Origin of the sequence: Nakamurella deserti, from assembly GCF_003260015.1 — a bacterium.
Taxonomy (GTDB): domain Bacteria; phylum Actinomycetota; class Actinomycetes; order Mycobacteriales; family Nakamurellaceae; genus Nakamurella; species Nakamurella deserti.
The window spans coordinates 2,581,724-2,604,246 of the sequence record NZ_QCXS01000002.1; the positions used below are offsets into that span (position 1 = coordinate 2,581,724).

Sequence of the window (22,523 nt, forward strand, 5' to 3'; positions counted from 1 at the left end):
CCGCGGCCCGGCGGCTCGACCGTCGGCACCCCGGCGGACATGACATCGTCGGGGGTCGGGGCGTCGGTCGGGACGCCCACGGGGGGCGGCCATGGCATCAGCGGGGACGATGAGCCTCGGGGTCGATCCGTCGACCCCGCCGCGGCGGCTGCGCCTGGGGCTCACGGTGAACGCGCTGGCGGGCGTCGTCGCGGCCGTGGTCATGGGCTCGCCGCGGCCGGTGTCGGACGGCCTGTGGTTCTTCGCCTGCATGTCGGTGATGACGGTGGTCGACTACCGCGACGAGGCCCGTCGGGCCGGACGGGCCGCCTGGTCAGTGTGACGGGCGGCGATCCGTCGGCCGGCGCGGCGGTCAGCCCAGTCGGGCGCGTTCGGCGAGGACCGACGCGACCTGGCCGCCGAGGGCCACGTTGCCGCGGTAGACGTTGACGTTCACCTCGAGGCTCTCGCCACCGGTGGCGCGCTGTACGTAGTCGAGCAGGAACGGCGTGGTGTCGTTGCCGGCGATCCCCAGCGCCGCGGCCTCCGCGAGCGCCTCGACGAGGACGGTCTGGTGGGTGCGCGGGTCGAGTTGGAGCTCCTCGGCGACCGGGTTGGCCAACAGCACCGCCGACGGCAACCGGAGGCGGTCGCGCATGGTGACGACGTCGGCGGCCTCCTCCGGGGTGTCGACCCGGTACTCGATCCGGAAGCCGGAGTCGCGGACGTAGAACCCGGGGAAGGCGTGCGTGCGGTAGCCCAGGACGCCGATGTTCAGCGTCTCCATCCGCTCCAGGGTGGCCCCCACGTCGAGGATGGACTTGACGCCGGCGCTGACCACCAGGATCGGCGTCGTCGACAGCGCGAGCAGATCGGCCGACTCGTCGAAGGTCACCGACGCCTCGCGGTGGACGCCGCCCAGGCCGCCGGTGGAGAACACCTGGATGCCGGCCGCGTGCGCGAGCAGCGCGGTGGCCGCGACCGTGGTGCCGCCGGACAGCCCGCGGGCCATCGCGATGGGCAGGTCGCGGATGCTGATCTTGACGTTGTCGTCGGCCGCGGCGAGCCGCTCGATCTCGGACTCGGACAGGCCGACGACGGCCTCGCCGTCCACGACGCCGATGGTGGCCGGCTGGACGCCCGCCTCCCGCAGCGACACCTCGGCCTCCATGGCCACCGCGAGGTTGCGGGGTCGCGGCAGGCCGTGGGTGAAGATGGTCGACTCCAGGGCCAGCACCGGCCGCTGCTCGCGGAGCGCGTCCTGCACCTGCGCCGAGATCCTGATGGCCGAGAAGTCCGTCACGTTCTGCCTTTCCGGGGTCGGGCGGGACTGTCGTGCACGGCGCCACCGGTCGTCCCCGGGGCGGTCGCGACACTCGCGCCGAGCCGCGCTCGCGGCCGCCGGAGACTATCACGGACTGGCATTATGCGTTTAACGCCCGGGCATCCTCATTTGCCGTCGAGACGGGCCAGAGCGGCCATGACCAGGTCCCAGAACCGGTCCCGGTCCAGCCCGAGGCCGATGCGGTGCCGGCAGTCCAGGGGCGCCGGCCCGCGTAGGTCGACGACGGTGCGGCCGGCGGTCAGCGCGCCGGCGGTCTCCACGGCGATCGGCGCGTCCGTGACGGTGAACACCGTCGGGTCCACCAGGTACACGACCGGGCACAGGTCGTGCACCGGCGGGTGCTCGAACCCCTGCTCGACGAGGTACCGCTCGGCGAAGAAGTCGAGCAGGTCGGCACTGAAGCGGCCCACACGCGTTCCGAGGCCGCTGAGTCGCGCCCGGACCTCCGCGGTCGCCAGCGCCTGGTGCGTGACCTTGAGGCCCATCATCGTGACCGGCCAGCCGGCGTCGAACACCGCGGCCGCCGCCTCCGGGTCGACGTGGATGTTGAACTCCGCCGACGGCGTGATGTTGCCCTGGGTGGCCGCCCCGCCCATGATCACCACCTCGGCGACGAGGTCGGCGATCGCCGGTTCCCGCCGCAGGGCAAGCGCCAGGTTCGTCAGCGGGCCGGTGGCGACCAGCGTGACGGCGCCGGCTCCGGCGGCGGTGACCAGGTCGACGATGACCTGGTCGGCGGGCCGCGGATCGATCTCCCCCGGCGCCACCGGCAGCGCCGGTCCGTCGAGCCCGCTCGGTCCGTGGATGCCGGTCGCGGGCACGTGCTCCCGGGTCAGCGGGCGCTGGGCACCGCGGGCGACGACGACGCTGCCGGTGCGCCCGGCGACCTCCACCACGGCCAGCGCGTTGCGGGTGACCAGGTCCACGGTCTGGTTGCCGCAGACGGTCGTGACCGCCGCGACCTCGAGTTCCGGGCTGCCGAACGCCGCGAACAGCGCGAGGGCGTCGTCGTGGCCGGGGTCGCAGTCGATGATCACGGTGCGGGTCATGATGGGTCCTCCCGGGGGGCGGCGGTCGACGACCGGATGACGAGCGAACTGGGCAACACCACGGACCGGCCGGCCGGCGCGCTGCCCCGGATCTCCTCGAGCAGCAGCGTCACGGCGCGGCGGCCCAGCTCGGCGGCGTCCATCGCCACCGTGGTCAAGGGTGGCGCGGTGATCGAGGAGAGGGCGTTGTCGTCGAAGGAGGCGACCGAGAAGTCGTGTGGGACGGACAGTCCGACCGCGGCGAGGGCGGCCAGCACGCCGTAGGCCTGCACGTCGGTGGCCGTCACGATCGCGGTGATCCCCGAACGGCGCCACCCCGCGAGCGCGTCCGTGGTCAGCTCCCGGGCGAGGGCGAGGTCCAGCCCGCAACCGGTGGTCGACACCTCGCCGCCGAACGCGGCGGCGAAGACCTCCCGTCGGAGGGTGAAGCTCGTGCGTGACCGGGCGGAGTCGACGTAGGCCACCCGCCGGTGGCCGATCCCCGCCAGGTGGGCACCCAGCGCGGCGGCCCCCCGGCCGACGTCGAAGTGGACGCCCGTGGGCCCGCCGGGCACGCCGGGCTCGTCCAGGACGACCACCGGCACCGGACCACCGCCGACGGCCTGACCGTCCGGCTCGTCGCGGTGCACCAGCATCCCGTCGACCCCCATCGACGCCAGCGTGGCGTGATCCGGCCGCGACCCGGTGGCCAGTAGCAGCGCGGTGTCGGCGCCCGACGCCGTACTGACCCCGGAGGCGATGGCGGCGATGAACGGGTTCACGAGATCGTCGGTGAGCAGGGCGATCCGGCCGTGGGTTCCGGTGACCAACGAGCGCGCCGCCGGGTTGACCACGTAACCCAGCTCGCGGACGGCCTGCTCGACGCGGGTCCGGGTGTCGGCGGAGACCCGTCCCGCGCCCTTGCCGTTCACGACCAGCGAGACCGTCGCGATCGACACGCCGGCGCGGGCGGCGACGTCGGTGGCCTTGACCGCCATCCCGCACCTCCGTCGCCGTGGTCCCGTGGTCCCGGTCGGAGCATAGGACGGGGGACGGGGCCCGGGCCGCCGCCGTGCAACCCCACGGGCGGTCCGCACCGTCCCGGCCGTGCCGCGACCGCGGCGACGACCGAAGGGTGTCCCGATGATGCTCCGCTCCCCGTCCGGCTCCGCGCGTTCCCGGACGCGATGGCGGGCGGTGGCTGCGCTCGCCGCGGTGGGGGTTCTCGGCGGTGGTGTCGCCCTGGTGGGGTGCGGCGGCACCACGGCGACGTCCAGGGGTGGGGCGACCCGGGCGGCCGTTCGGCGTCGGCCTTCCCCGGCACCGACACCGGGGTACGGCAGCGCTTCGTGGACGGCGGCGTGACCGGAGCGGCCGCCACCGCACCGGCGTGGGCCTACGACGCGAGCGGGGTCGTCGATGCGGCGACGGCCGAGAGGCCGGCCACCGCGTTGGGGGTGAGCGGTGCGGCGACCCCGGGTGACCATGAATGGGTCGTGGGTTCCACCGACGGCACCGGGCCGCGTTTCGCCCTGCGGGCGGACGGCTGGGCGAGCTTCGGCTTCGACGATCCGACCTCGCAACCCGGTGCCTGCACCTACTACGTCCCCGAGGACCCGGTCGTGAGCACCTGGTCGTTCCCCGATCAACAGGTCACCGACGTGGTCACGGCCGCGGACGGGGCGGTGTCCTCGGCGACGCGCCGGGACGACCAGGTCAGCATCGTGACGTCGCAGGCGCAGCGGTGCACCCCGCAGGGCGGGGTGGGACTGTCGCCGGACGAGGCCGCCCGGCGGGCCACCGCCGTCATCGTCGCGCTGGGCGCCGACCCGGCCGACTTCCGGTTCGGCACCCCGGGCACGGGCGGCGGGACGGCGGCGGCGGCGGGTTCCCTGACGGTGGACGTGTCGGCGACGCACCTGCACGACGGCGTCGACACCGCCCAGGTGTGGACCTTCCGGTTCCTCGCCGACCGGCTGGCGGGGATGAGCGGGGCCGCGGCGACCTTCGTCGACCTCGGCACCGTGCCGACGATCAGCGCGGCGGCGGCGGTGCAGCGGCTGAACGACCCGGCGTCCGGGCCGGTCGTGCGCGCCGGTATCCCGATGCCCGCCGACAGCTCCGGTTCCCGGTTCGCCTCCGGGACGGAGCCGGTGGCACCGGCTCCACCGACGCTGGACGACCGGATCCGCTGGCCGGTCGACACCGTCGCGATCACCGCAGCGACGATCACGACGGTTCAGCAGGTCTCGTCCGACGGTGGTGTGCTCCTGGTCCCCAGTTGGACCTTGATCGACGACGACGACCGTTCGTGGTCGGTGATCGCCGTCGCCGAGGAAGCCCTGGACCTCGAGCCCTGACGGCCCGACCCCGGGTCCGTGACCGTGACCTGCTCAGCCGGTGGCGGTCCGCCGCGCCGCGGCCCACCGGTCGAGCGTCCGCACCGCCACCGCGTCGACGCCGAGGTCGCCCGGGTGCTCCCGGGTCCGGCGGGGTGAGCGAGGCGGCAGGCAGTGCGGGTCGGGTCGACCCCGGCGGACAGCGTCCGGTCGGCGCCACCGGTTGACGGCTACCGCGGCGGAAACCGGGTTCCCCCGCACGGAAGGATGGGCTCATGGGCACCGTGCGGATCGTCGGCATCACCGAGCAGGACTGGCGGCAGATGCGGGACCTGCGCCTGCAGGCGCTGGCCGACACACCGTTCGCCTACCTGGAGACCTTCGTGCACGCCGTCCAGCAGACCGAACAGGACTGGCGGCAGCGGGCCCGGCGCTGCGCGGAGCCGGGACAGGTCGGCTTCGCCGCGATCGACGGGACCCGCTGGGTCGCGACGATGCGCGCGGTGATCGAGGACGGCACGGCCACGCTGCTCAGCGTCTTCGTGGCGCCGTCACACCGCGGCCGACCCGCCGGTGTCGCCGACGCCCTGCTCGACGCGATCGAGACGTGGGTGTCCGCCGAGGGTCTCACCGAGCTCTTCCTCGACGTGCACGCCGACAACGCCCGCGCGCAGGCGCTGTACCGGCGCCGCGGGTACGCCTTCACCGGGCGACGCAAGCCCTATCCGCTGAACCCGGCGCAGCAGGAGCTCGAGATGCGGCGCGATCTCACGGTGCCCGTCCCGCCCCGGCCGGGCGTCGACGGCCCGGGCGGCTGAGCGGCACGGGCCGGCACCGGGACCGACCCCGGTCCGACGTCGGTCCTCTCAGCCGGCGGCGAGGACGTCGTGCAGCACGATGGTCTGATCGCGGCCCGGACCGACCCCGATGGACGAGATCCGTGATCCGGACAGCTCTTCCAGCCGCCGGACGTAGGCCTGCGCGTTCGCCGGCAGCTCCTCGAAGGTGCGGCAGTGCGAGATGTCCTCGAACCAGCCGGGCAGTTCCTCGTAGATCGGCTTCGCGTGGTGCAGATCGCTCTGCGTCATGGGCATCTCGTCGTGCCGGACCCCGTCGACGTCGTAGGCCACACACACCGGCACCTTCTCCAGCGACGACAGCACGTCGAGCTTGGTGAGGAAGTAGTCGGTGATGCCGTTGACCCGGCTCGCGTAGCGCGCGATGACCGCGTCGAACCAGCCGCAGCGGCGCAGACGCCCGGTGGTGACACCGATCTCGCCGCCGGTCTTGCGCAGGTACTCGCCCCACTCGTCGAACAGCTCGGTCGGGAACGGTCCCGACCCGACGCGCGTCGTGTAGGCCTTGAGGATGCCGATGACGGAATCGATCCGGGTGGGCCCGAGACCCGAACCGGCCGACGCGCCACCGGCGGTCGGGTTGGACGACGTCACGTACGGATACGTGCCGTGGTCGACGTCGAGCAGGGTGCCCTGCGAGCCCTCGAGCAGGATGTGCTCGCCGCGCCGGGCGGCGTCGTCCAGCGCCAGCTTGGTGTCGGCGATGCGGTGCACGAAACCCTGGGCCAGCTCGAGCACCTCGTCCACGATGCGCGCCGGGTCGAGCGCCTTGCGGTTGTAGATCTTGACCAGCATCTGGTTCTTCACGTCGAGCGCCGCCTCCACCTTCTGCGCCAGGATCGACTCGTCGAGGAGGTCCTGCACGCGCACGCCCATCCGGGCGACCTTGTCCTGGTACGCGGGGCCGATGCCGCGGCCGGTGGTGCCGATCTTGGCCTTGCCGAGATAGCGCTCGGTGACCTTGTCGATGGCCACGTGGTACGGCATGATCAGGTGCGCATCCGCGCTGATCAGCAGGTTCGAGGTGTCGACGCCGCGGTCCTCCAGGCCTCCCAGCTCGCGCAGCAGCACGGCCGGGTCGATGACCACGCCGTTGCCGATGACGTTCTTCACGCCCGGGGTCAGGATGCCCGACGGGATCAGGTGCAGGGCGAAGCTCTGGCCGTCCGGGAGCACGACGGTGTGCCCGGCGTTGTTGCCGCCCTGGTAGCGCACGACCCACTGGACGCGACCGCCGTAGAGGTCGGTTGCCTTGCCCTTGCCCTCGTCGCCCCACTGGGCACCGATCAGTACGACGACCGCCATGAGTGAATCTCTCCCTGTGTGCCCGCGCGAGCGTGCGCGGTCGATCCACGCTCCGCAATCCTCGCAGCGCGCCGCTACATTCGCGGGTGCAACCTGCCGAGGAGAAAGGGTAACCGCTTGTCCGAGCTGACCGTAATCTGCGCACGACCCGACGGTCAGGACGAAGCGACCGGCCCGCTGGTGTCCCCGGTGCTGACGGCGCTGGCCGGTCACACCGACCGCGTGCACTTCGTGGGGCGGTTCCCGAACAGGGACATCGATCCGCTGCTGACCGGCCGCATCGTGGTGGTCGGCGAGGAGAACCAGTTCGCCGCGGTGGTGCTGCGGATGATCCGTCGCGGGCTGCTCGGCGCCCCCGACACCGGACCTCCGGCGCAGATCACGCCGGTGGGCTACATCCCGTTGCAGCGCAACGATCTGAGCCGCCGTTGGCGGCTGGGCGTCGGCGTCGACGCGGTCGAGGAGGCGTGTCGTGGTGCGGTGCACCCGATCCCGGTGGCCCGGGACGACAACGGCGGGGTGCTGATCAGTCACGGGGAGATCGACGATCCCGCCGGCACCGCCTATCTCGACGAGCACACCCTGCTGCGCGGCAGCGCGAGCCGGTTGGTGGTGCGGCCGGAGTCCCCGGCCGGCCTGTCGGTGACGGTGGAACGCCGACGGGCGTTCAAGCTGCCGCCGAAACGCCAGACCCACAGCGGACGGGCGCTGTCCATCGGCTTCGACACCCCGACCATGGTGGTCAGCGACGGCGCCCGGCGCCCCCGCGAGCTGCCCCGGTGGACCTGGTACGCCCACACCGAGCCGCTGTACCTGGCCCGGCCGGCCGACTGACGCGTCGGCACGGCCGGACCGGACAGCGGCGGTTCAGGGCAGGAGTTCCGTCGGGATGGCCGGGTCCGCGTCGAGCAGGAAGGCGCGGATCCGCTCGACCTCGGGAGCCTCCTCGATGGCGGCGGCCGCCTGGCCGAGCGCGGACAGGGCACGCAGGAATGCCCGGTTGGGCTCGTGCGACCACGGCACCGGACCGGCACCCTTCCATCCGCTGCGGCGCAGCCGGTCGAGACCGCGGTGGTACCCGACGCGGGCGTAGGCGTAGGCGCGGATGTCCTCGCCCTGGTCGAGGGACTCCTCGGCCAGCAGCGCCCAGGCGAGGCTCGAGTCGGGGTGGTCGCGGGCCGCGTCGGCGGGGGACGTACCGGCGGCGATGTCGGCGGCGGCCGGATCCTCCGGCAGCAGGGTGGGCGGGGGTCCGAGGAGATTGGCACGCGTCATGGCCCCATCCTCCCGCGTGGCGGCCCACCGCCGGTAATCCCCGTCCGGTCGCACCGCCGTCGGTAGGTTCGACGGGATGGATCGACGCGCCGGTGGGACGCTGACTCTCGCGGTGGCCGTCACCGTGCTCGTCGCGGTACCCCGGCTGCTCAATCCCCCACTGCTCGACGGGGTCGCGAGCACCACCCCGCCCCCACCGGCGCCGGCGGTGGGCACGTGTCTGCAGAACAGCGTGACCTCCTCGTGGGGAGCGCGCGGCGTGCTGCAACCCAGCGACACGGTCTATGTGACCTGCGACCGGCCCCACCGCGCCGAGATCTTCCGGGTGGTGGACCCGCTGCCGCCGCCCGCCTCGGCGGGCACCGTGTTCGACCTGTGCGGCTCGGTCGAGGAGTTCTCGACCTATCTCGGGACGGCGGGTGGCGGCTGGCGACCCGAGCTGCAGGTCCGGATCACCGCGTCGGGGCCCGACGCCCGGCAGGTCGCGGCCGGTCAGAACTGGGCGGCCTGTGTGCTCGTCGACGACGTCGGCCCCACCCTGACCGCACCGTTGGCCGGCGCGGCGGCGGCGCACACCGTACCGCCGCAGGTCGGCGTGTGCTTCGACGGGGGCGCGACCGACCTGGCCTTCCGCGGGACGTCACCGTGCGACCGGCCGCACAGCGGTGAGCTGTTCGGCAGCCGCGTCGTCGGCACCGACGCCGACCGCGACGCCCTGACCGCCTCCTGCCGCGATCTGGCGGCGGCCGACACCGGGCGGCCCGCCGTGCTGACCGACCCGGCGTTCACCGTGGAGGCCGTGGTGACGGACGACCGGGTGCGCGAGGGTGACGACGTCGGGGACGCGACCGCCACCGCGCGCTGCGTCGTGCGGGCCCTCGACGGCCGGCAGCTCACCGCCTCCCTCCGCGGCATCGGCGACGGGGTGGTGCCGTGGGCGGGATGACCGGCAGCACCGTCGGCACGGTGCGGAGCTGGCACGACGACGAGGGCTGGGGGGTGGGCGACAGCGATGCCACGCCCGGCGGCTGCCGGGTGCTCTTCGCCGCGGTGCACGTCCCGTCGCCACGGGCTCTGGTGGTGGGGGCGGCGGTGCACCTGGAGTGGGAGCGCGCCGACCAGGACGGGCACGCCTTCCGGGCCACCCGGGTCTGGCCGGTCGGGCAGGCACCGGTGGACGAGGTCATCCGGGTCGAGGGCCCGTCCGCGGCGTACTCCAGCCGCCTGGAGATCCGCTTCGACCAGGACGGGCCCTGAGGCCGTTCCACCGTCGCCGGTCGCGACGTTCTCCGGTCGGCTCCGCGGTGCGACTGCCGGAGCCCCGGCGCCCGTCGCCGGCCGCGAAGTTCTCCGGTCGGCTCCGCGGTGCGACTGCGGGAGCCCCGGCGCCCGTCGTCGGCCTGCGGGGCACGGTGTGGACGGCGCGGTCGACGCCAGGCTCGGCACGGCACCCCCGCAGGCGCGACCATCCCCGGCGGAGCGGGCGCACCGACGTCGGTGATCCCGTCGAGTCGGGCCGAGACCGGCTCGGGGCCGGGGTCGGCGGCCACCGGCGCCGTCGCCGATGCCCCCGACGACCCCGACCACCCCGACGACCCCGACGACCCCGACGACCTCGCTCAGGGCGCCGCGACGACGCGGTCGCCGTGACGCGCTCGGCGTGACGCGCGCCGGCGGTCAGCCGGGCCGGTCCGCAGGGTTCGTCACACCGCGGCCCGCTGTCCCGCCGGCGGTCCGCCCGGTAGGCTCACCCGTGGTGCGCCGGGAAGTCTGGTCGGCAACGTCTGTGCCGTACCCCCGAACCCCCGGAAGAGCCGCCCGTGTCGCACCCCGCCCGCACCTCCCTGTTCAGCCGAGGCAGCTGGGCGGAGGACAGCCGGATCGCCGCCATCCTCCGCAAGGAGACGGTGGGCGGCGCCCTGCTGCTGATCGGCACCGTGATCGCCCTGGTCTGGGCCAACTCCGGCTGGTCGAACAGCTACTTCGCACTCCGCGACGTCCGGTTCGGGCCCGCCGCACTGCACCTGGACCTCACGCTCGGCCAGTGGGCGGCCGACGGGCTCCTCGCGCTGTTCTTCTTCGTCGCCGGCCTGGAGCTCAAGCGCGAATTCGTGGCCGGTGATCTGCGGGACCCGCGGCGGGCCGCGGTCCCGGTGGCCGCCGCGTTCGGCGGCGTCGTCACACCCGCGCTGATCTACGTCGCCTTCAACGCCCGCACCGACGATGTCGCGGGATGGGCGATCCCCACCGCGACCGACATCGCGTTCGCGTTGGCCGTGCTCGCCATGATCGCCACCCATCTGCCGGCCGCACTGCGGACGTTCCTGCTCACGCTCGCGGTCGTCGACGACCTGATGGCGATCACCATCATCGCGGTGTTCTACACCGACGACCTGGCGATCGTCCCGCTGCTGCTCGCGCTCGTGCCGCTGGGGTTGTTCACCGTGCTCGTGCAGCGCCGGGTGCGCTCGTTCTGGCTGCTGGTGCCGCTGGCAACCGTGACCTGGGCGTTGGTGCACGCCTCCGGCGTGCACGCGACGGTGGCCGGCGTGCTGCTGGGCTTCGCGGTGCCGGTGATCCGCAGCGCGAAGAACGGCGGTCCGGACGCCGGTCCGGGCCTGGCCGAGCACTTCGAGCACGTCTGGCGGCCGCTGTCGTCGGGCTTCGCCGTTCCGGTGTTCGCGTTCTTCTCGGCCGGGGTGGCCATCGGCGGGCTCAGCGGACTCGGTTCCGCGCTGTCCGACCGGGTGGCCCTCGGCGTGGTCGTCGGTCTCGTCGCCGGCAAGGCGATCGGCGTCCTCGGGGCCACGTGGCTGGTCGCCCGCTTCACGAGGGCGGAGCTGGACGCCGACCTCGCCTGGGTCGACGTCTTCGGCCTGGCCCTGCTGGCCGGGGTCGGCTTCACGGTGTCGCTGCTGATCGGCGAGCTCGCCTTCGGTGCGGGTTCCCCGGCCGACGACCACGTCAAGGTCGCGGTGCTGACCGGATCGATCCTGGCGTCGCTGCTGGCCGCCGTCGTGCTGCGGCTGCGCAACCGCGTCTACCGGCGGCTCTGCGAGGAGGAGTCGGTGGACACCGACCGGGACTCCATTCCCGACGTCTACCAGCGCTGACACCGACGGGCGAGCCGCACCGCACGCAACCGCGTCCTCGTCCGCCGGACGGCTCACCACCGTCGTCCGACCCGGCCCGGGGCCCGGCGACGCGACCCCCGATCGGCGTAGCACCGACACGCTGAGTAGCGCTTCGGATTGACTTCGTAGAGCACAGGGAATATGCCTGTTCAGGGTTGAACAGCAGCCTTTTCCCATCCGGAACCCACGGAGGAAGAAGATGGCTTCTCCCCTGCTGCGCTGGTGCGGGTCGGCCCTCGGGGTCGCCATGGTGGTCGGCTGCGCCACCGGTACCGCCACCACCACCTCGTCGAGCAGTGCGACCGCGTCCTACGGCCCGTCGCAGGCCGTGAGCGGCACCCTGACCGTGATGGGCTTCGGCGGCGACGACGAGATCGGTTCCACCCGCCTGGATCTGGCCAAGGCCGCGCTGCCCGGTGTCACTGTCTCTCAGATCGAGGGCGACCTCGACATCCAGGCGTTCCTGTCGGCCGTCGCGTCGGGCAAGCCGCCGGAGATCATCTACGCCAACCGCGACCAGATCGGCACCTTCGCCTCGCGCGGCGCCATCATGCCGCTGACGGACTGCATCAGCGGTGAGGGTATCGACACCGGGCAGTTCCTCGAGCCGGCGGTGCGGCAGGTGACGTTCAACGACCAGGTCTGGGCCATTCCGGAGTTCAACTCCGTGCAGATCACGATGGCCAACCAGAAGCTGCTGGACGCGGCGGGTCTCACTCTCGCCGACGTCGACGGATCGGACTGGCAGGCGGTCAGCGCCGCCGACGACGCGCTCAAGGTGACCGACGGCGGCGCGCTCAGCGTCATCGGTTACGACAGCAAGCTCCCCGAGTTCCTGCCGCTGTGGGCGAAGTCCAACGGCGTCGAGCTGCTCTCCGCCGACGGCCGCAAGGCGCAGCTGGACGATCCGAAGGTCGTCGAGGCGCTGACCTGGGCGGTGTCGATCTACGACGCGCAGGGCGGGTTCGCCGCGGTGAAGGCGTTCCGCGACTCCGCGGACTTCTTCGGTTCCGGTAACCAGTTCGCCACCGACACCCTCGGTGCGATGCCGATGGAGCAGTGGTACCTCAACGTCCTCAACGACGTCTCCCCCGACGCCCCGGTCGCCTTCGACACCGTCAAGGGCAAGGACGGCCAGCCCCTGGCCTACGCGTCCGGCTCGGCGTGGGCGATCCCGAAGGGCAGCGCGAACCCGGTGGCCGCGTGCCGGTTCGCCAAGACCATGACCGCGACCGACAGCTGGATGAAGGCCGCCGCGGCACGTGTCGAGGCGCGCAAGGCGGAGGGCGGCATCTTCACGGGGCTGCTGACCGGCAACAAGACCGCCGACGAGCAGATCCGCGAGACCTACGTGACCACGTCCGGTGACCCGAAGTGGGACGCCGGCATCGAGGCTTTCTACACCGCCAACGACCACACCTTCTCGCTGCCGGCCAATCCCGCCGACACCGAGTTCAAGACCGCCTGGCAGGACGCGGTCAACCGGGTCCTCAACGGCCAGCAGGAGCCGCAGGCCGCACTCACCCAGGCCCAGCAGGAGGCCCAGTCCGCGCTGGACAAGGCGTGGGCGTCCTGGGACAGCCAGCCCAAGTGAGCACCACCGCGAACGACGGTTCCACTCCGGTCGTCGCGGCGGGACGACCGGGTACACCGGCGGAGGTGCCGCTGAACCGTCCGCGCCGAAGTGAGGTGTGGCCGGCGCTGGCGTTCATCAGCCCGTGGATCATCGGTTTCGCCGTCTTCACGCTGTGGCCGGTGATCTACAGCGGGTACCTGTCGCTGACCGACTACGACGTCATCAACCCGCCGACGTTCGTCGGGTTCGCCAACTACGAGCAGCTCTGGAACGACCCCAAGATCGCGCTGTCCCTGAAGAACACGCTGTACTACACGGCGTTGTCGGTGCCGCTGCACCTGCTCGGCGCCCTGTTCCTGGCGATGCTGCTGAACCAGGCGGGCAAGGCGACCGGCTTCTTCCGGACCGCCTTCTTCCTGCCCAAGATGACGCCGCCGGTCGCCGTCGGTGTGCTGCTGCTGCTGCTGCTCAACGGGCAGAGTGGTCTGGTCAACCAGGTTCTCGGCTGGTTCGGGGTCGACGGCCCGTCGTGGACCACCGATCCGTCGTGGGTGAAGCCCGGTCTGATCCTGATGAGCATGTGGACCATCGGTTCGACGGTGATCATCATCCTGGCCGCGCTGCGGGACGTACCGCAGGAGATGTACGACGCGGCCATGGTTGACGGCGCCGGCCCGTGGCAGCGCACCTGGCGGATCACGGTGCCGCTGATCAGCCCGACGCTGTTCTTCGTGCTGATCGTCAACACGATTGCGGCGTTCCAAATGTTCACCGAGGCCTACACGGCCTACTTCGGGTCCGGTAACAGCACCTACTCCAACGACGCCGCGCTGTTCTACGTGGTCTACCTGTTCCGGCAGGGCTTCGAGTTCCTCTACATGGGCTACGCCTCGGCGATGGCGTGGGTCCTGTTCGTCATCATCATGGCGGTCACGGCGATCCAGTTCTGGGGCTCGAAGAAGTTCGTCTTCTACCAGGGGGACCAGCGATGACCGCGCTCGAGCCGAAGGCGATTCCCGCGGCGGCACCCGAGATCGTCGACGGGGCCGCGGGTCCGGACGACCTGCGCACCGGGGACGCGGACCACCGGGACCCCCAGCCGGGACGCGCCCGCCCCGCCGGCCAGAACCGGAACCGGCGACTGGCCTGGCAGATCGCCGTGTCGGTGCTGCTGCTGCTGTTCTCGGTGCTGTTCATCTATCCGTTCATCTGGCTGCTGAGTGCGTCGTTCAAACCCCGCGGCGAGGTCTTCGACAACCGGCTGATCCCCAGGACGTTCACCTTCGAGAACTACCTGACGGTGTGGGACCAGGCGCCGATGGCGGCGTGGCTGGTCAACACGGTGATCGTCACGGTGCTCGCGACGGTCACGGTCACCGTGTCCAGCGCGATGGTGGCGTGGGGCTTCGCCTATTTCCGCTTCAAGGGCCGCAACGCCCTCTTCGGGCTGGTGCTGGCGACGATGATGCTGCCCGGTGCGGTCACCATGATCCCGACGTTCCTGATCTGGAACGCCCTCGGCCAGGTGGGGACGCTGACCCCACTCTGGGCCGGCAACCTGTTCGGCAGCGCGTTCTACATCTTCCTGCTGCGGCAGTTCTTCCTGGGGTTGCCCCGGGACCTGTTCGACGCGGCCAAGGTCGACGGCGCCAACAACTGGACGATCTTCCGGCGGGTGGCGATGCCGCTCTGCAAGCCGGCGCTGGTGGTGACGTTCCTGTTCGAGTTCCAGGCGTCCTGGACGGACCTGATGCGGCCGCTGATCTATCTGCGCGACTCCGAGGACTTCACCGTCCCGCGCGGGTTGAAGGCGCTGCTGGACCAGTACGGCTTCGGCGGTGAGTGGCACTGGGAGATCGTCGTGACGGCCAGCGTCATCACCACGATCCCGGTGATCATCTTGTTCTTCATCGGCCAGAAGCAGTTCGTGGCCGGGATCGCCACCACCGGGTCGAAGGGCTGACCCGCCGCTGATCCGCCGCGGCGAGGCCCCGACCACGGACGGGGCCCGCCGCGTGCCGGGCACGGTCCATCGGTTGCCCCGTGTTCAGGGGGCGCCGGACCGGCGGGCCCGGTGTTAGAACTGCCTGGCCGTGCCGGGCTCCACGCGCCGGCGACAGCGGCGCACACGGACGGAGCACTTCCATGGGTCCTGCCATCGGAGGGCGACGGTCGGCGGCGGCCGTCGCCCTGGCCGCCTTCGCCGGACTCGTCCTCGGGGTGGCCCCGGCGTCGGCCCACGAGGGGGACGCCCCCGCCCTGCAGGTCAGCGGCAGCGCGGGTCGCTCCCCGTCGTCGACCCTGAGCGGGGCGACGGTGCGAGGCCCGGTCCACGTCTTCCTGCCCGCGACCGCGGGGGTCACCGCCGTCCGGTTCTGGCTGGACGACCCCGCGATGGCCGGCGCTCCGCGGCAGATCGAGCGCACCGCGCCCTACGACCTGGCCGGTGGCACCGACACGGCGGCGACCCCGCTGAGCACCACGTCGTTGACCGAGGGCAGCCACACCGTCTCGTACACGGTCACCTACAGCGACGCCGACGTCGTCTCCGGCGCGGCCACCTTCACCGTCGACAACGTGCCCGACCAGCCTGCACCGGCCCCGAGCGGTCCGACGACCCGGATCAATGCGGGCGGGCCTGCGGTGACCGTCTCCGGGCGGGCGTTCGCCGCCGACAGCTACGCGACCGGCGGCAAGTCCTACCGCAACCCGTCGGTGACCGCGATCGCCGGGACCACCGACGACGCCCTGTACCTCGACGAACGCAGCGCCACCACCAGTCCCGGATCGTTCGCGTACGCGATCCCGGCCGGCGTCCCGGGCGATCACACGGTGACGCTGCACTTCGCCGAGCTCTACCACGGGGCGCCCGGCGGTGGCCCCGGTGGCGCCGGACGCCGCGTGTTCAGCGTCAACGCCGAGGGTGGCGCGGCCGAGGTGGTCGATCTGGACCTGTTCGCCACGGTCGGCGCGATGACCGCCACCACCCGCAGCTTCACGGTCCCGGTCACCGACGGTCGGCTCGACCTCGCCTTCACCGCGACGGTCGATCAGCCGACCGTCGCCGCCATCGAGGTCACCGCTCCGGCCGGCAGTCCGGCCCTCGGCGACCCGACTCCCTTCACCTGGGAGACCAGGATGCCGTCACCCATCGGCCGCTCCGAGGGACAGGGCGCCGCGGTCGGGAGCAAGGTGTACGTCTTCGGCGGCTTCGCCACCGGCACCATCACCACCGCGCGCAGCGACGTCTACGACACCGTCACCGACACCTGGACCCGGCTGCCCGACATGCCCGAGGAGATCACCCACTCGGCGACGGTCGTCGACGGCACCACCGTGTGGATCGTCGGTGGGTACGTCGACGACCACCCCGGGCCGGCCACCCGCCACGTCTGGAAGTTCGACACCGTGCGGCGCACCTTCAGTGCGGGCCCGCAACTGCCCGCCCCGCGCGGCGCCGGAGCGGCCGCGATCGTCGGCCGCGAACTGCACTTCTACGGCGGTACCAACCGGGTCGCCGGCTCGACCGCCGACCCCGACCAGCCCGACCACTGGGTGCTCAACCTCGACGGCGGCACCACCTGGACGGCCCGGGCCCCGCTGCCGAACCCCCGCAACCACCTCACCGGGGCGACGCTGGACGGCAAGGTCTACGCCATCGGCGGCCAGTACAACGAGAACGAGAACACCGGCCTGCAGACCGACGTGCACCGCTACGACCCGGCCACCGACGCCTGGACGAAGGTCGCTTCGCTGCCCCGGGCCCGCAGTCACCTCGTCGCCGTCGTCCGTGACGGGCAGATCCTCGCGCTCGGCGGTACCAACCCCGGCAACGTCGCCAGCAGCGACGTGACCGCCTACGACCCCGCGAGCAACACGTGGTCGCAGCTGCCGTCGCTGCCGGGCGGCCGCAAGACGCCCGTGGTGGCGACGGTCGGCGACACGGTCGTGGTCAGCGGAGGCAGCCACGCCACCGCCACCTACCGCGGCCGTCTCGCCGCCAGGTGGGCCACCGGTCCCGCCATGCCGGTGGCGCTGGGCGAGGTCGCCGGCGGGGTCGTCGGCGGCTCGCTGTACCTGGTCGGCGAGGGCAACAGCGCGACGCTGGCGCTGAACCTCGGGACCGGCGTGTGGCGCCGCGACCTGCCCGTGCGGCCCTTCGTCGGGCACCACCACACCGCCGAGGTGGTCAACGGCCGGCTCTACCTGTTCGGCGGTCTCGGCGCCGGGGCGGGCAAGGTGCAGATCTTCGATCCGGTCACCAACCGCTGGACGCTCGGTCCCGACATGCCCTTCGCCGCCGGGTCGTCGTCGTCGGCGGTGATCAACGGCCGGGTCTACGTGGCGGGCGGCATCATCGGATCCACCACGACCGACCGGGTGGCCCGCTTCGACCCGGCGACCAACACCTGGGCCGCCATGGCGTCGATGCCGCAGGGCCGCAACCATGCCGCCGCGACCACCGACGGATCCCTGCTGTACGTCGCCGGCGGCCGGGGCGCGGGCAGCGGGGACGGCAATGTGGTGGCCAACGGCTTCGACACCCTGCAGGTGTACGACCCCGCCGCGAACAGCTGGCGCTCGAGCGCCTACCCGGCTTCCGGGCTGCCCGCGTTGCCGCAGGCTCGCGGAGGGACCGGCCGGGCCGTGTTCTCCGGCGGAGAGATCTACGTGATGGGCGGCGAGACCGACACCGGCGCCGGCGCGACGAGCCGGAAGGTCTACCAGCGGGTCGACGTCTACAACCCGCAGACGCGGACGTGGCGCTTGGGCACCCCGATGCCCACCGGCCGGCACGGCATCTACCCCGTGCTCGTCGGCAACCGGATCACGGTGGCCGGCGGCGGTGTGCAGGCGGCGAACTCGTCGTCGAGCGTGGTCGAGGTCTACACCGTCCGGTGACCGTCGCCCGGCCGGAACCTGCGGCCGTCCGTAGTGCGTCCGGCCGCAGCGCGTCCGGCCACAGGGGCGTCCGGCCTGGGTGTGTCCTCTTCGAGGGGGTCCGGCCACGGGCTTGCTCGCCGGCGGACGTGCGGCCGTTCGGCCCGCCGGAGCCGTCGACCCGGGGAAGTTCGGAGCCCGGAACAGCGAAAGGCCCGGAGCGGCGTGCTCCGGGCCTTTCGTGCTGCCACTGCTACGTGCTTCGTAACGTCGTGGTGCGGGCGGGGTGATTCCCTGTAGGGGGTATCGACTCCCGTCCCGCCGGCGTTAGCGAATCGCGGGAATTTTCTCGTATGTGGCCCGCGTCACGGTCAGTTGCCTTCCCAGGCGGCCGCCCAGGTCTTCGGGCCCAGGATGCCGGACGGGTTCAGACCGTTGCGCTGCTGCACCCCGATCACCACCGCCTTGGTCGACGGGCCGTAGTACCCGGTGCCCACGAGGCCGTAGCCGCGCGAGCCCATCTGCTTCTGCCAGCACTGCAGCTGCGCCGCCGTGTCGCCCGGGTTGTACTGCACGCCCGGCCAGGCCGGGGCCGCCGTTGCGCCGACGGAGCAGTTCTCCGCGTTCGCGGGGGCGGCCGGAGCGGTCGGCGTCGCCGGTGCGGCGGGGGCCGCGGTCGGGCCGAAACTGGTCGTCCACGCCGCGTTCCAGGTGTTGCGGCCGATCTTGCCGTCGACCTCGAGCCCGGCCTGCTGCTGCAGCGAGATCACCGCCGACTTGGTCAGCGCACCGTAGAAGCCGGTTCCGGTGAGGCCGAACCCGCGGGCGCCCATCTGCTTCTGCCAGGCCACGAGCGCGTCGGAGGTGACGCCCTCGGTGAAGATGCGACCCGGGTAGGCCGGCACGCCGGCCGGCGTCGCGGGCTGGGCCGGTGTGCTGGGCGGAGCCGGCGGCGGCGTCGGCACGTTGCTGCCGCCGCCGTAGGTCGGCACGTTCTTGGACCGGGCGTCGCCGTCCTCGGACAGCCCCGCGATGCGGGCACAGGTCCACGGCTGCCAGCCGCGCATCCGGTAGAGGTACAGCGCCCGGTAGTCCTGCTCGGCCGGGCTGGCCTCGTGCGGGTAGCCGGAGCCCCCGACGCTGCGCCAGGTCGACAGGTCGAACTGGTAGGCCCCGTAGTAACCGTTGCCGGTGTTGATGTCGTAGCGACCGGTGGATTCGCACTGACGCAGTGCTTCCCAGTCCGCGGCCGACGGGTCCGCCGACGCGACCCCGCTGGTGAGCAGCAGGCCGGTCGCGGCGGTGACGAGAGTGGTGAGGAACGCGAGGGTGCGCCGCACGGTGTAGTCCTTTCCTGGCCCCGTCACCGTGCAAGGCGCGCGTTCGACTACAGACGCGCACCCAACTGTCGATGCCCCTTCCCCTTGTCAGGCATCTCCATCGGGTGACGATCCCGCCGTACCGTTGATCGACTCTCGGTGAGACCGGAACTGCGGCGATCCGGACGTTTCCAGGGCGGGTGCTGGGCTGTCCGGAGGTCGATCAACGACCACGCGGCAGACGGTAACCCAGTGTTCACTCGAGTCACAAGAGTCCCAACTGACACACAGTGACCGAACCGGGTCGCGAAACCCCCTGCCCGGCGGCACTTTCGGGTGCGCGAATCACACGGATGTGGTTTTCGTTCCCGCTGGTCGGAGGGGCCGATGACGCTCGGTCACCACCCGGAATCGTGCTGCGACCGGCCCGACGAGGGCCACATCGGTGTCCGTTTCGTCCTTCCTGTGAATCTGCGGAATTTCCTCCGGACACGGTGGCCGATGTGCCGGGCACCGGCGGCCGACGCTCGGCGCACCGCTGCCGCACTGCCGTGGTGTCGTCGCCCGGACCCTGTCGGCCTGGACAACCGGCGGCCGGCAATTGTCTGGGCCGGATGATCGCGGACCGATAGGTTACGCAGGCGGCCGATCGCCGGTCTCGACGATTCCGACGCCGCCGTCCCCGTAGTGAGAGAGGTCCTCCGTCGATGACGCGCCGCGCCTGGTTGCTGTTCAGCACGCTGTGCCTGGTCTGGGGAGTGCCCTACCTGCTCATCCGGGTGGCGGTCACCGACCTGGACCCGGTGGTCGTGGCCTTCGGGCGGACGCTGCTCGGCGGACTCATCCTGCTGCCGGTGGCCCTGCGGCAGAAGGCGTTGCGGCCGGTCCTGAAGCGCTGGCCGGTGCTGCTGCTCTACACGGTGGTCGAGATCAGTGGTCCGTGGTTCTTCCTGGGCCACGCCGAGCAGACCCTGACCAGTTCGACGGCGGGACTGCTGGTGGCCATGGTCCCGCTGATCTCGTTCGTCCTGGTCTGGGCGAGCGGCGGCGAGCGGGTGTCCACGCTGCGGGTCGTCGGACTGGGCATCGGCATCGCGGGCGTCGCGACCCTGGTCGGCCTGGACGTCGATTTCAGTGACCTGACCAGCGTCGGGGCGATCCTGTTGACCGCCATCGGATACGCGGTGGGTCCGATCATCATCAACCGCCGGCTGTCCGACATCCCCGCCACCGGGGTGATCACCGCGTCGCTGCTGCTCGCCGCCCTGCTGTACGTCCCCGTACTGCCGTTCGTCTGGCCGGCGACCGTCCCGGCCGACGCGGGGTGGGCGGTCGTGGCCCTGGCGGTGGTCTGCACCGCGACGGCCTTCCAGCTGTTCTTCGCCCTGATCAAGGAGGCCGGCCCCGCCCGGGCCACCGTCATCACCTTCATCAACCCGGCGGTGGCCATCCTGCTCGGGGTGCTGGTGCTCGACGAGCCGTTCACCGTCGGTATCGCCATCGGCTTCCCGCTGGTCATCCTGGGCGCGGCGCTGGCCACCTCCCGCAACCGCGCGGTGGCCGAGCCGGTCGCCACCCCGGCGGCCGCCGGGCCTGCCCCGGGGTCGCCCCGCCCCCGCTGAACCGGGTCGTCCGGCGGCCCGGTGCCGTACGGTGACCCCGTGCCCACCGGAGCCGAGACCCGCACCGACGGCCCCGTCGTGTCCGCCCTCGGGGTGCGGCTGCACCTGCCCGCCTCCGTGGCCGCCCTCGACGGCGTCGAACTCGACGTCGACTTCCCGCTGCACGCCGGCACCCGTTTCGTTGCCGACGGCCGCGGTGGCTGGGAGCTGAACCTGCACCGCCCGGCCGTGCAGCGGTTCGAGTACCGGCTGCGGATGCGCTCGAACGGGCGCACCGTCATCGACGTCGACCCGACGAACCCGCTGCAGGTGGCCGGACCGTTCGGGCCGCTCTCGGAGATCCGGTTCCCGGCCTATGAGATGCCGAGCTGGCTGGACACGCCCGAGCGCGGCAGCACGGTCACCGTCGCCGATCCGCCGGGCGCCCTGCCCCGCCCGGTCCCCGTGCGGCTGTTCTCCCCCGCGGCCCTGGAGCCGATGGCCCCCGCCCCGCTGCTGGTGGCCCACGACGGCTCCGACCTCGCTCGGCGCGGGTGCCTGCTGCAGTGGGCGTGCGCCCAGGAGCGACCCGTCCGCGTCGCGTTGCTCGACCCGCCGGAGGGTTTCCGGCACACCTGGTACGCCGCCGATCCCGGGTACGCCGACCACATCGGGGCCGCCCTGGTCCCGCACCTCCGGTCGCTGGTGCCGACCACCTCGGTCATCGGACTCGGCGCCAGCCTGGGCGGCCTCATCACGTTGCTGATCCACCGACGGCACCCCCGGGCGTTCGACGCGATGGCGCTGCAGTCCGGATCGTTCTTCCGGCGCGAGCTCGACGGCCAGGAATCGCAGTGGACGGACTTCACCAGGGTCTGCACCGCCGTCGAACGCATGGCGGAGGCGCCGGCGGCGGACGTCCGTCCCGTCCCGACCCTGCTCACCGTCGGGGCGGTCGAGGAGAACCGGGCCAACAACGAACGGATGGCCGGTGCGCTGGCCTTCCAGCGCTATCCGCTCGACGCACGCATCGTCCCCGACGCCCACAACGTCATCGGCTGGCGGGACGCCTGGTCGCCCGGGCTGGACGACCTGCTGACACGGCTGCCGTGACCCGCACCGAATACCACCGGCTGGAGGCTCCGAGCCTCGGCGGCGGCACCGGGGAGGTCGTCGTGCACGGTCACTGGGGTCGACCGGTCCTGTGGTTCCCCTCGGAACTGAAATCGGCTCACGAGTTCGCCGAGCAGGGCGTGCTCGACGCCGTCCGCGACGCCGTCGACGGTGGCCGGATCAAGATCTACTGCGTGTCCGGGTACGACGTCGAGTCGTGGTCGGCCGACCGGAAGCCGATGCCCCACCGCGCCGCGGCCCACCGGGCCTACGAGGACTGGATCATCTGGTCCGTGGTGCCGTTCGTGCGCGGGACGTCCGGCGGCCGTGACGACATCGCCGTGGCCGGCCCGTCGATGGGCGCCTTCCACGCCGTGCTGTTCGCGCTGCGGCACCCACACGTGTTCCGCCGTGCGGTGGCGTTCTCCGGTGCTTACGACCCGCGGGCCTGGCGCGGCTGGGGCGAGCAGGACGAACTGAGCTACCTGATGAGCCCGTTCCAGTTCCTGCCGCAGCTCGACGGCGACCACCTGGCGTACCTGCGGTCACAGCTGTTCCTGACGCTGGTCGTCGGCAGCGGACAGTGGGAGGACACCACCGGAGCCAACGCCTCCACCCATGCGCTGGACGGGCTGCTGTCGGAGAAGCGGATCCCACACGAGTGTTTCGACTGGGGCGCGGAGTGGCCGCACGACTGGTCAAGCTGGCGGGCCCAGGCCGCGGTGTACCTGCCGGCGCTGGGCTGAGTCCGGCCCCGTCGCTGATCCTGCC

21 protein-coding genes are annotated in these 22,523 nt (G+C 72.2%); 15 read left to right on the forward strand and 6 right to left on the reverse strand.

Annotation, left to right across the window (positions count from 1 at the left end; translation table 11 throughout):
* The first annotated feature begins 91 nt into the window (after positions 1 to 91).
* A complete protein-coding gene (locus DB033_RS11800; protein ID WP_157970644.1) occupies positions 92 to 322 on the forward strand; it encodes a hypothetical protein in 231 nt (76 codons plus the stop codon).
* Positions 323 to 352: 30 nt separating this feature from the next.
* On the opposite strand, the gene DB033_RS11805 is transcribed toward DB033_RS11800, so the two are convergent.
* The 3 genes from DB033_RS11805 to DB033_RS11815 all read right to left on the reverse strand — a co-directional run bounded on the left by DB033_RS11805 (position 353) and on the right by DB033_RS11815 (position 3,350).
* On the reverse strand, positions 353 to 1,282 hold the full coding sequence (locus tag DB033_RS11805; protein WP_205843770.1) for a pseudouridine-5'-phosphate glycosidase: 930 nt from the start codon (positions 1,280 to 1,282) through the stop codon (positions 353 to 355).
* A gap of 146 nt (positions 1,283 to 1,428) precedes the next feature.
* Positions 1,429 to 2,373, reverse strand: a complete 945-nt coding sequence (locus tag DB033_RS11810; protein WP_111766846.1) for a nucleoside hydrolase — start codon at positions 2,371 to 2,373, stop codon at positions 1,429 to 1,431.
* Complete coding sequence (locus tag DB033_RS11815) at positions 2,370 to 3,350, reverse strand: LacI family DNA-binding transcriptional regulator (protein WP_170315523.1); 981 nt, start codon at positions 3,348 to 3,350, stop codon at positions 2,370 to 2,372. Before DB033_RS11815 ends, DB033_RS11810 begins: the two co-directional genes overlap by 4 nt.
* Positions 3,351 to 3,602: 252 nt before the next feature.
* Between DB033_RS11815 and DB033_RS11820 the strand changes: the two genes are divergently transcribed.
* A complete protein-coding gene (locus DB033_RS11820; RefSeq protein ID WP_170315524.1) occupies positions 3,603 to 4,712 on the forward strand; it encodes a hypothetical protein in 1,110 nt (369 codons plus the stop codon).
* A 254-nt stretch (positions 4,713 to 4,966) separates the two neighbouring features.
* Positions 4,967 to 5,509, forward strand: coding sequence for a GNAT family N-acetyltransferase (locus tag DB033_RS11825; protein WP_111766849.1), 543 nt, complete (start codon positions 4,967 to 4,969; stop codon positions 5,507 to 5,509).
* 48 nt (positions 5,510 to 5,557) lie between these two features.
* Here the strand turns inward: DB033_RS11825 and DB033_RS11830 are convergent, their stop codons facing one another.
* Positions 5,558 to 6,853 carry an adenylosuccinate synthase gene (locus DB033_RS11830; protein WP_111766850.1) on the reverse strand — a complete coding sequence of 432 codons (1,296 nt, stop codon included), beginning with the start codon at positions 6,851 to 6,853 and terminating at the stop codon, positions 5,558 to 5,560.
* 117 nt (positions 6,854 to 6,970) lie between these two features.
* On the opposite strand from DB033_RS11830, the gene DB033_RS11835 reads away from it, so the two are divergent.
* Entirely contained in the window at positions 6,971 to 7,687 is a 717-nt protein-coding gene (locus DB033_RS11835) for a hypothetical protein (protein ID WP_111766851.1), read from the forward strand.
* 33 nt (positions 7,688 to 7,720) lie between these two features.
* Here the strand turns inward: DB033_RS11835 and DB033_RS11840 are convergent, their stop codons facing one another.
* The gene (locus tag DB033_RS11840; RefSeq protein WP_111766852.1) at positions 7,721 to 8,128 is read right to left on the reverse strand and encodes a DUF3151 domain-containing protein; all 408 of its coding nucleotides are present in this window, start codon (positions 8,126 to 8,128) and stop codon (positions 7,721 to 7,723) included.
* Positions 8,129 to 8,204: 76 nt separating this feature from the next.
* Here DB033_RS11840 and DB033_RS11845 point away from each other — a divergent pair, with 76 nt between their 5' ends.
* From DB033_RS11845 to DB033_RS11875, 8 genes are all read left to right on the forward strand, one after another.
* Positions 8,205 to 9,074 (forward strand): septum formation family protein, encoded by an 870-nt coding sequence (locus tag DB033_RS11845; protein ID WP_157970645.1) that lies wholly within the window; start codon positions 8,205 to 8,207, stop codon positions 9,072 to 9,074.
* Positions 9,071 to 9,385, forward strand: coding sequence for a cold shock domain-containing protein (locus tag DB033_RS11850; RefSeq protein ID WP_111766854.1), 315 nt, complete (start codon positions 9,071 to 9,073; stop codon positions 9,383 to 9,385). The genes DB033_RS11845 and DB033_RS11850 overlap by 4 nt, the downstream gene beginning before the upstream one ends.
* Positions 9,386 to 9,625: 240 nt before the next feature.
* Complete coding sequence (locus DB033_RS20700; RefSeq protein WP_157970646.1) at positions 9,626 to 9,778, forward strand: hypothetical protein; 153 nt, start codon at positions 9,626 to 9,628, stop codon at positions 9,776 to 9,778.
* A gap of 170 nt (positions 9,779 to 9,948) precedes the next feature.
* A complete protein-coding gene (gene nhaA / locus DB033_RS11855) occupies positions 9,949 to 11,241 on the forward strand; it encodes a Na+/H+ antiporter NhaA (RefSeq protein ID WP_111766855.1) in 1,293 nt (430 codons plus the stop codon).
* A 220-nt stretch (positions 11,242 to 11,461) separates the two neighbouring features.
* The gene (locus DB033_RS11860; RefSeq protein WP_205843771.1) at positions 11,462 to 12,856 is read left to right on the forward strand and encodes an extracellular solute-binding protein; all 1,395 of its coding nucleotides are present in this window, start codon (positions 11,462 to 11,464) and stop codon (positions 12,854 to 12,856) included.
* On the forward strand, positions 12,853 to 13,830 hold the full coding sequence (locus DB033_RS11865) for a carbohydrate ABC transporter permease (RefSeq protein WP_205843772.1): 978 nt from the start codon (positions 12,853 to 12,855) through the stop codon (positions 13,828 to 13,830). The genes DB033_RS11860 and DB033_RS11865 overlap by 4 nt, the downstream gene beginning before the upstream one ends.
* Positions 13,827 to 14,801 (forward strand): carbohydrate ABC transporter permease, encoded by a 975-nt coding sequence (locus DB033_RS11870; protein WP_205843773.1) that lies wholly within the window; start codon positions 13,827 to 13,829, stop codon positions 14,799 to 14,801. Before DB033_RS11865 ends, DB033_RS11870 begins: the two co-directional genes overlap by 4 nt.
* A gap of 182 nt (positions 14,802 to 14,983) precedes the next feature.
* Entirely contained in the window at positions 14,984 to 17,740 is a 2,757-nt protein-coding gene (locus DB033_RS11875) for a Kelch repeat-containing protein (protein ID WP_111766856.1), read from the forward strand.
* Positions 17,741 to 18,090: 350 nt separating this feature from the next.
* On the opposite strand, the gene DB033_RS21670 is transcribed toward DB033_RS11875, so the two are convergent.
* Positions 18,091 to 19,059, reverse strand: coding sequence for a peptidoglycan-binding protein (locus DB033_RS21670; protein WP_111766857.1), 969 nt, complete (start codon positions 19,057 to 19,059; stop codon positions 18,091 to 18,093).
* 686 nt (positions 19,060 to 19,745) lie between these two features.
* On the opposite strand from DB033_RS21670, the gene DB033_RS11885 reads away from it, so the two are divergent.
* From DB033_RS11885 to DB033_RS11895, 3 genes are read left to right on the forward strand one after another with little or no spacing between them, the layout of a single operon-like run.
* Positions 19,746 to 20,660, forward strand: coding sequence for a DMT family transporter (locus tag DB033_RS11885; RefSeq protein ID WP_111766858.1), 915 nt, complete (start codon positions 19,746 to 19,748; stop codon positions 20,658 to 20,660).
* A gap of 39 nt (positions 20,661 to 20,699) precedes the next feature.
* Positions 20,700 to 21,752, forward strand: coding sequence for an alpha/beta hydrolase-fold protein (locus DB033_RS11890; RefSeq protein WP_157970647.1), 1,053 nt, complete (start codon positions 20,700 to 20,702; stop codon positions 21,750 to 21,752).
* Positions 21,749 to 22,498 (forward strand): esterase family protein, encoded by a 750-nt coding sequence (locus DB033_RS11895; RefSeq protein ID WP_111766860.1) that lies wholly within the window; start codon positions 21,749 to 21,751, stop codon positions 22,496 to 22,498. Before DB033_RS11890 ends, DB033_RS11895 begins: the two co-directional genes overlap by 4 nt.
* Positions 22,499 to 22,523: the final 25 nt, after the last annotated feature.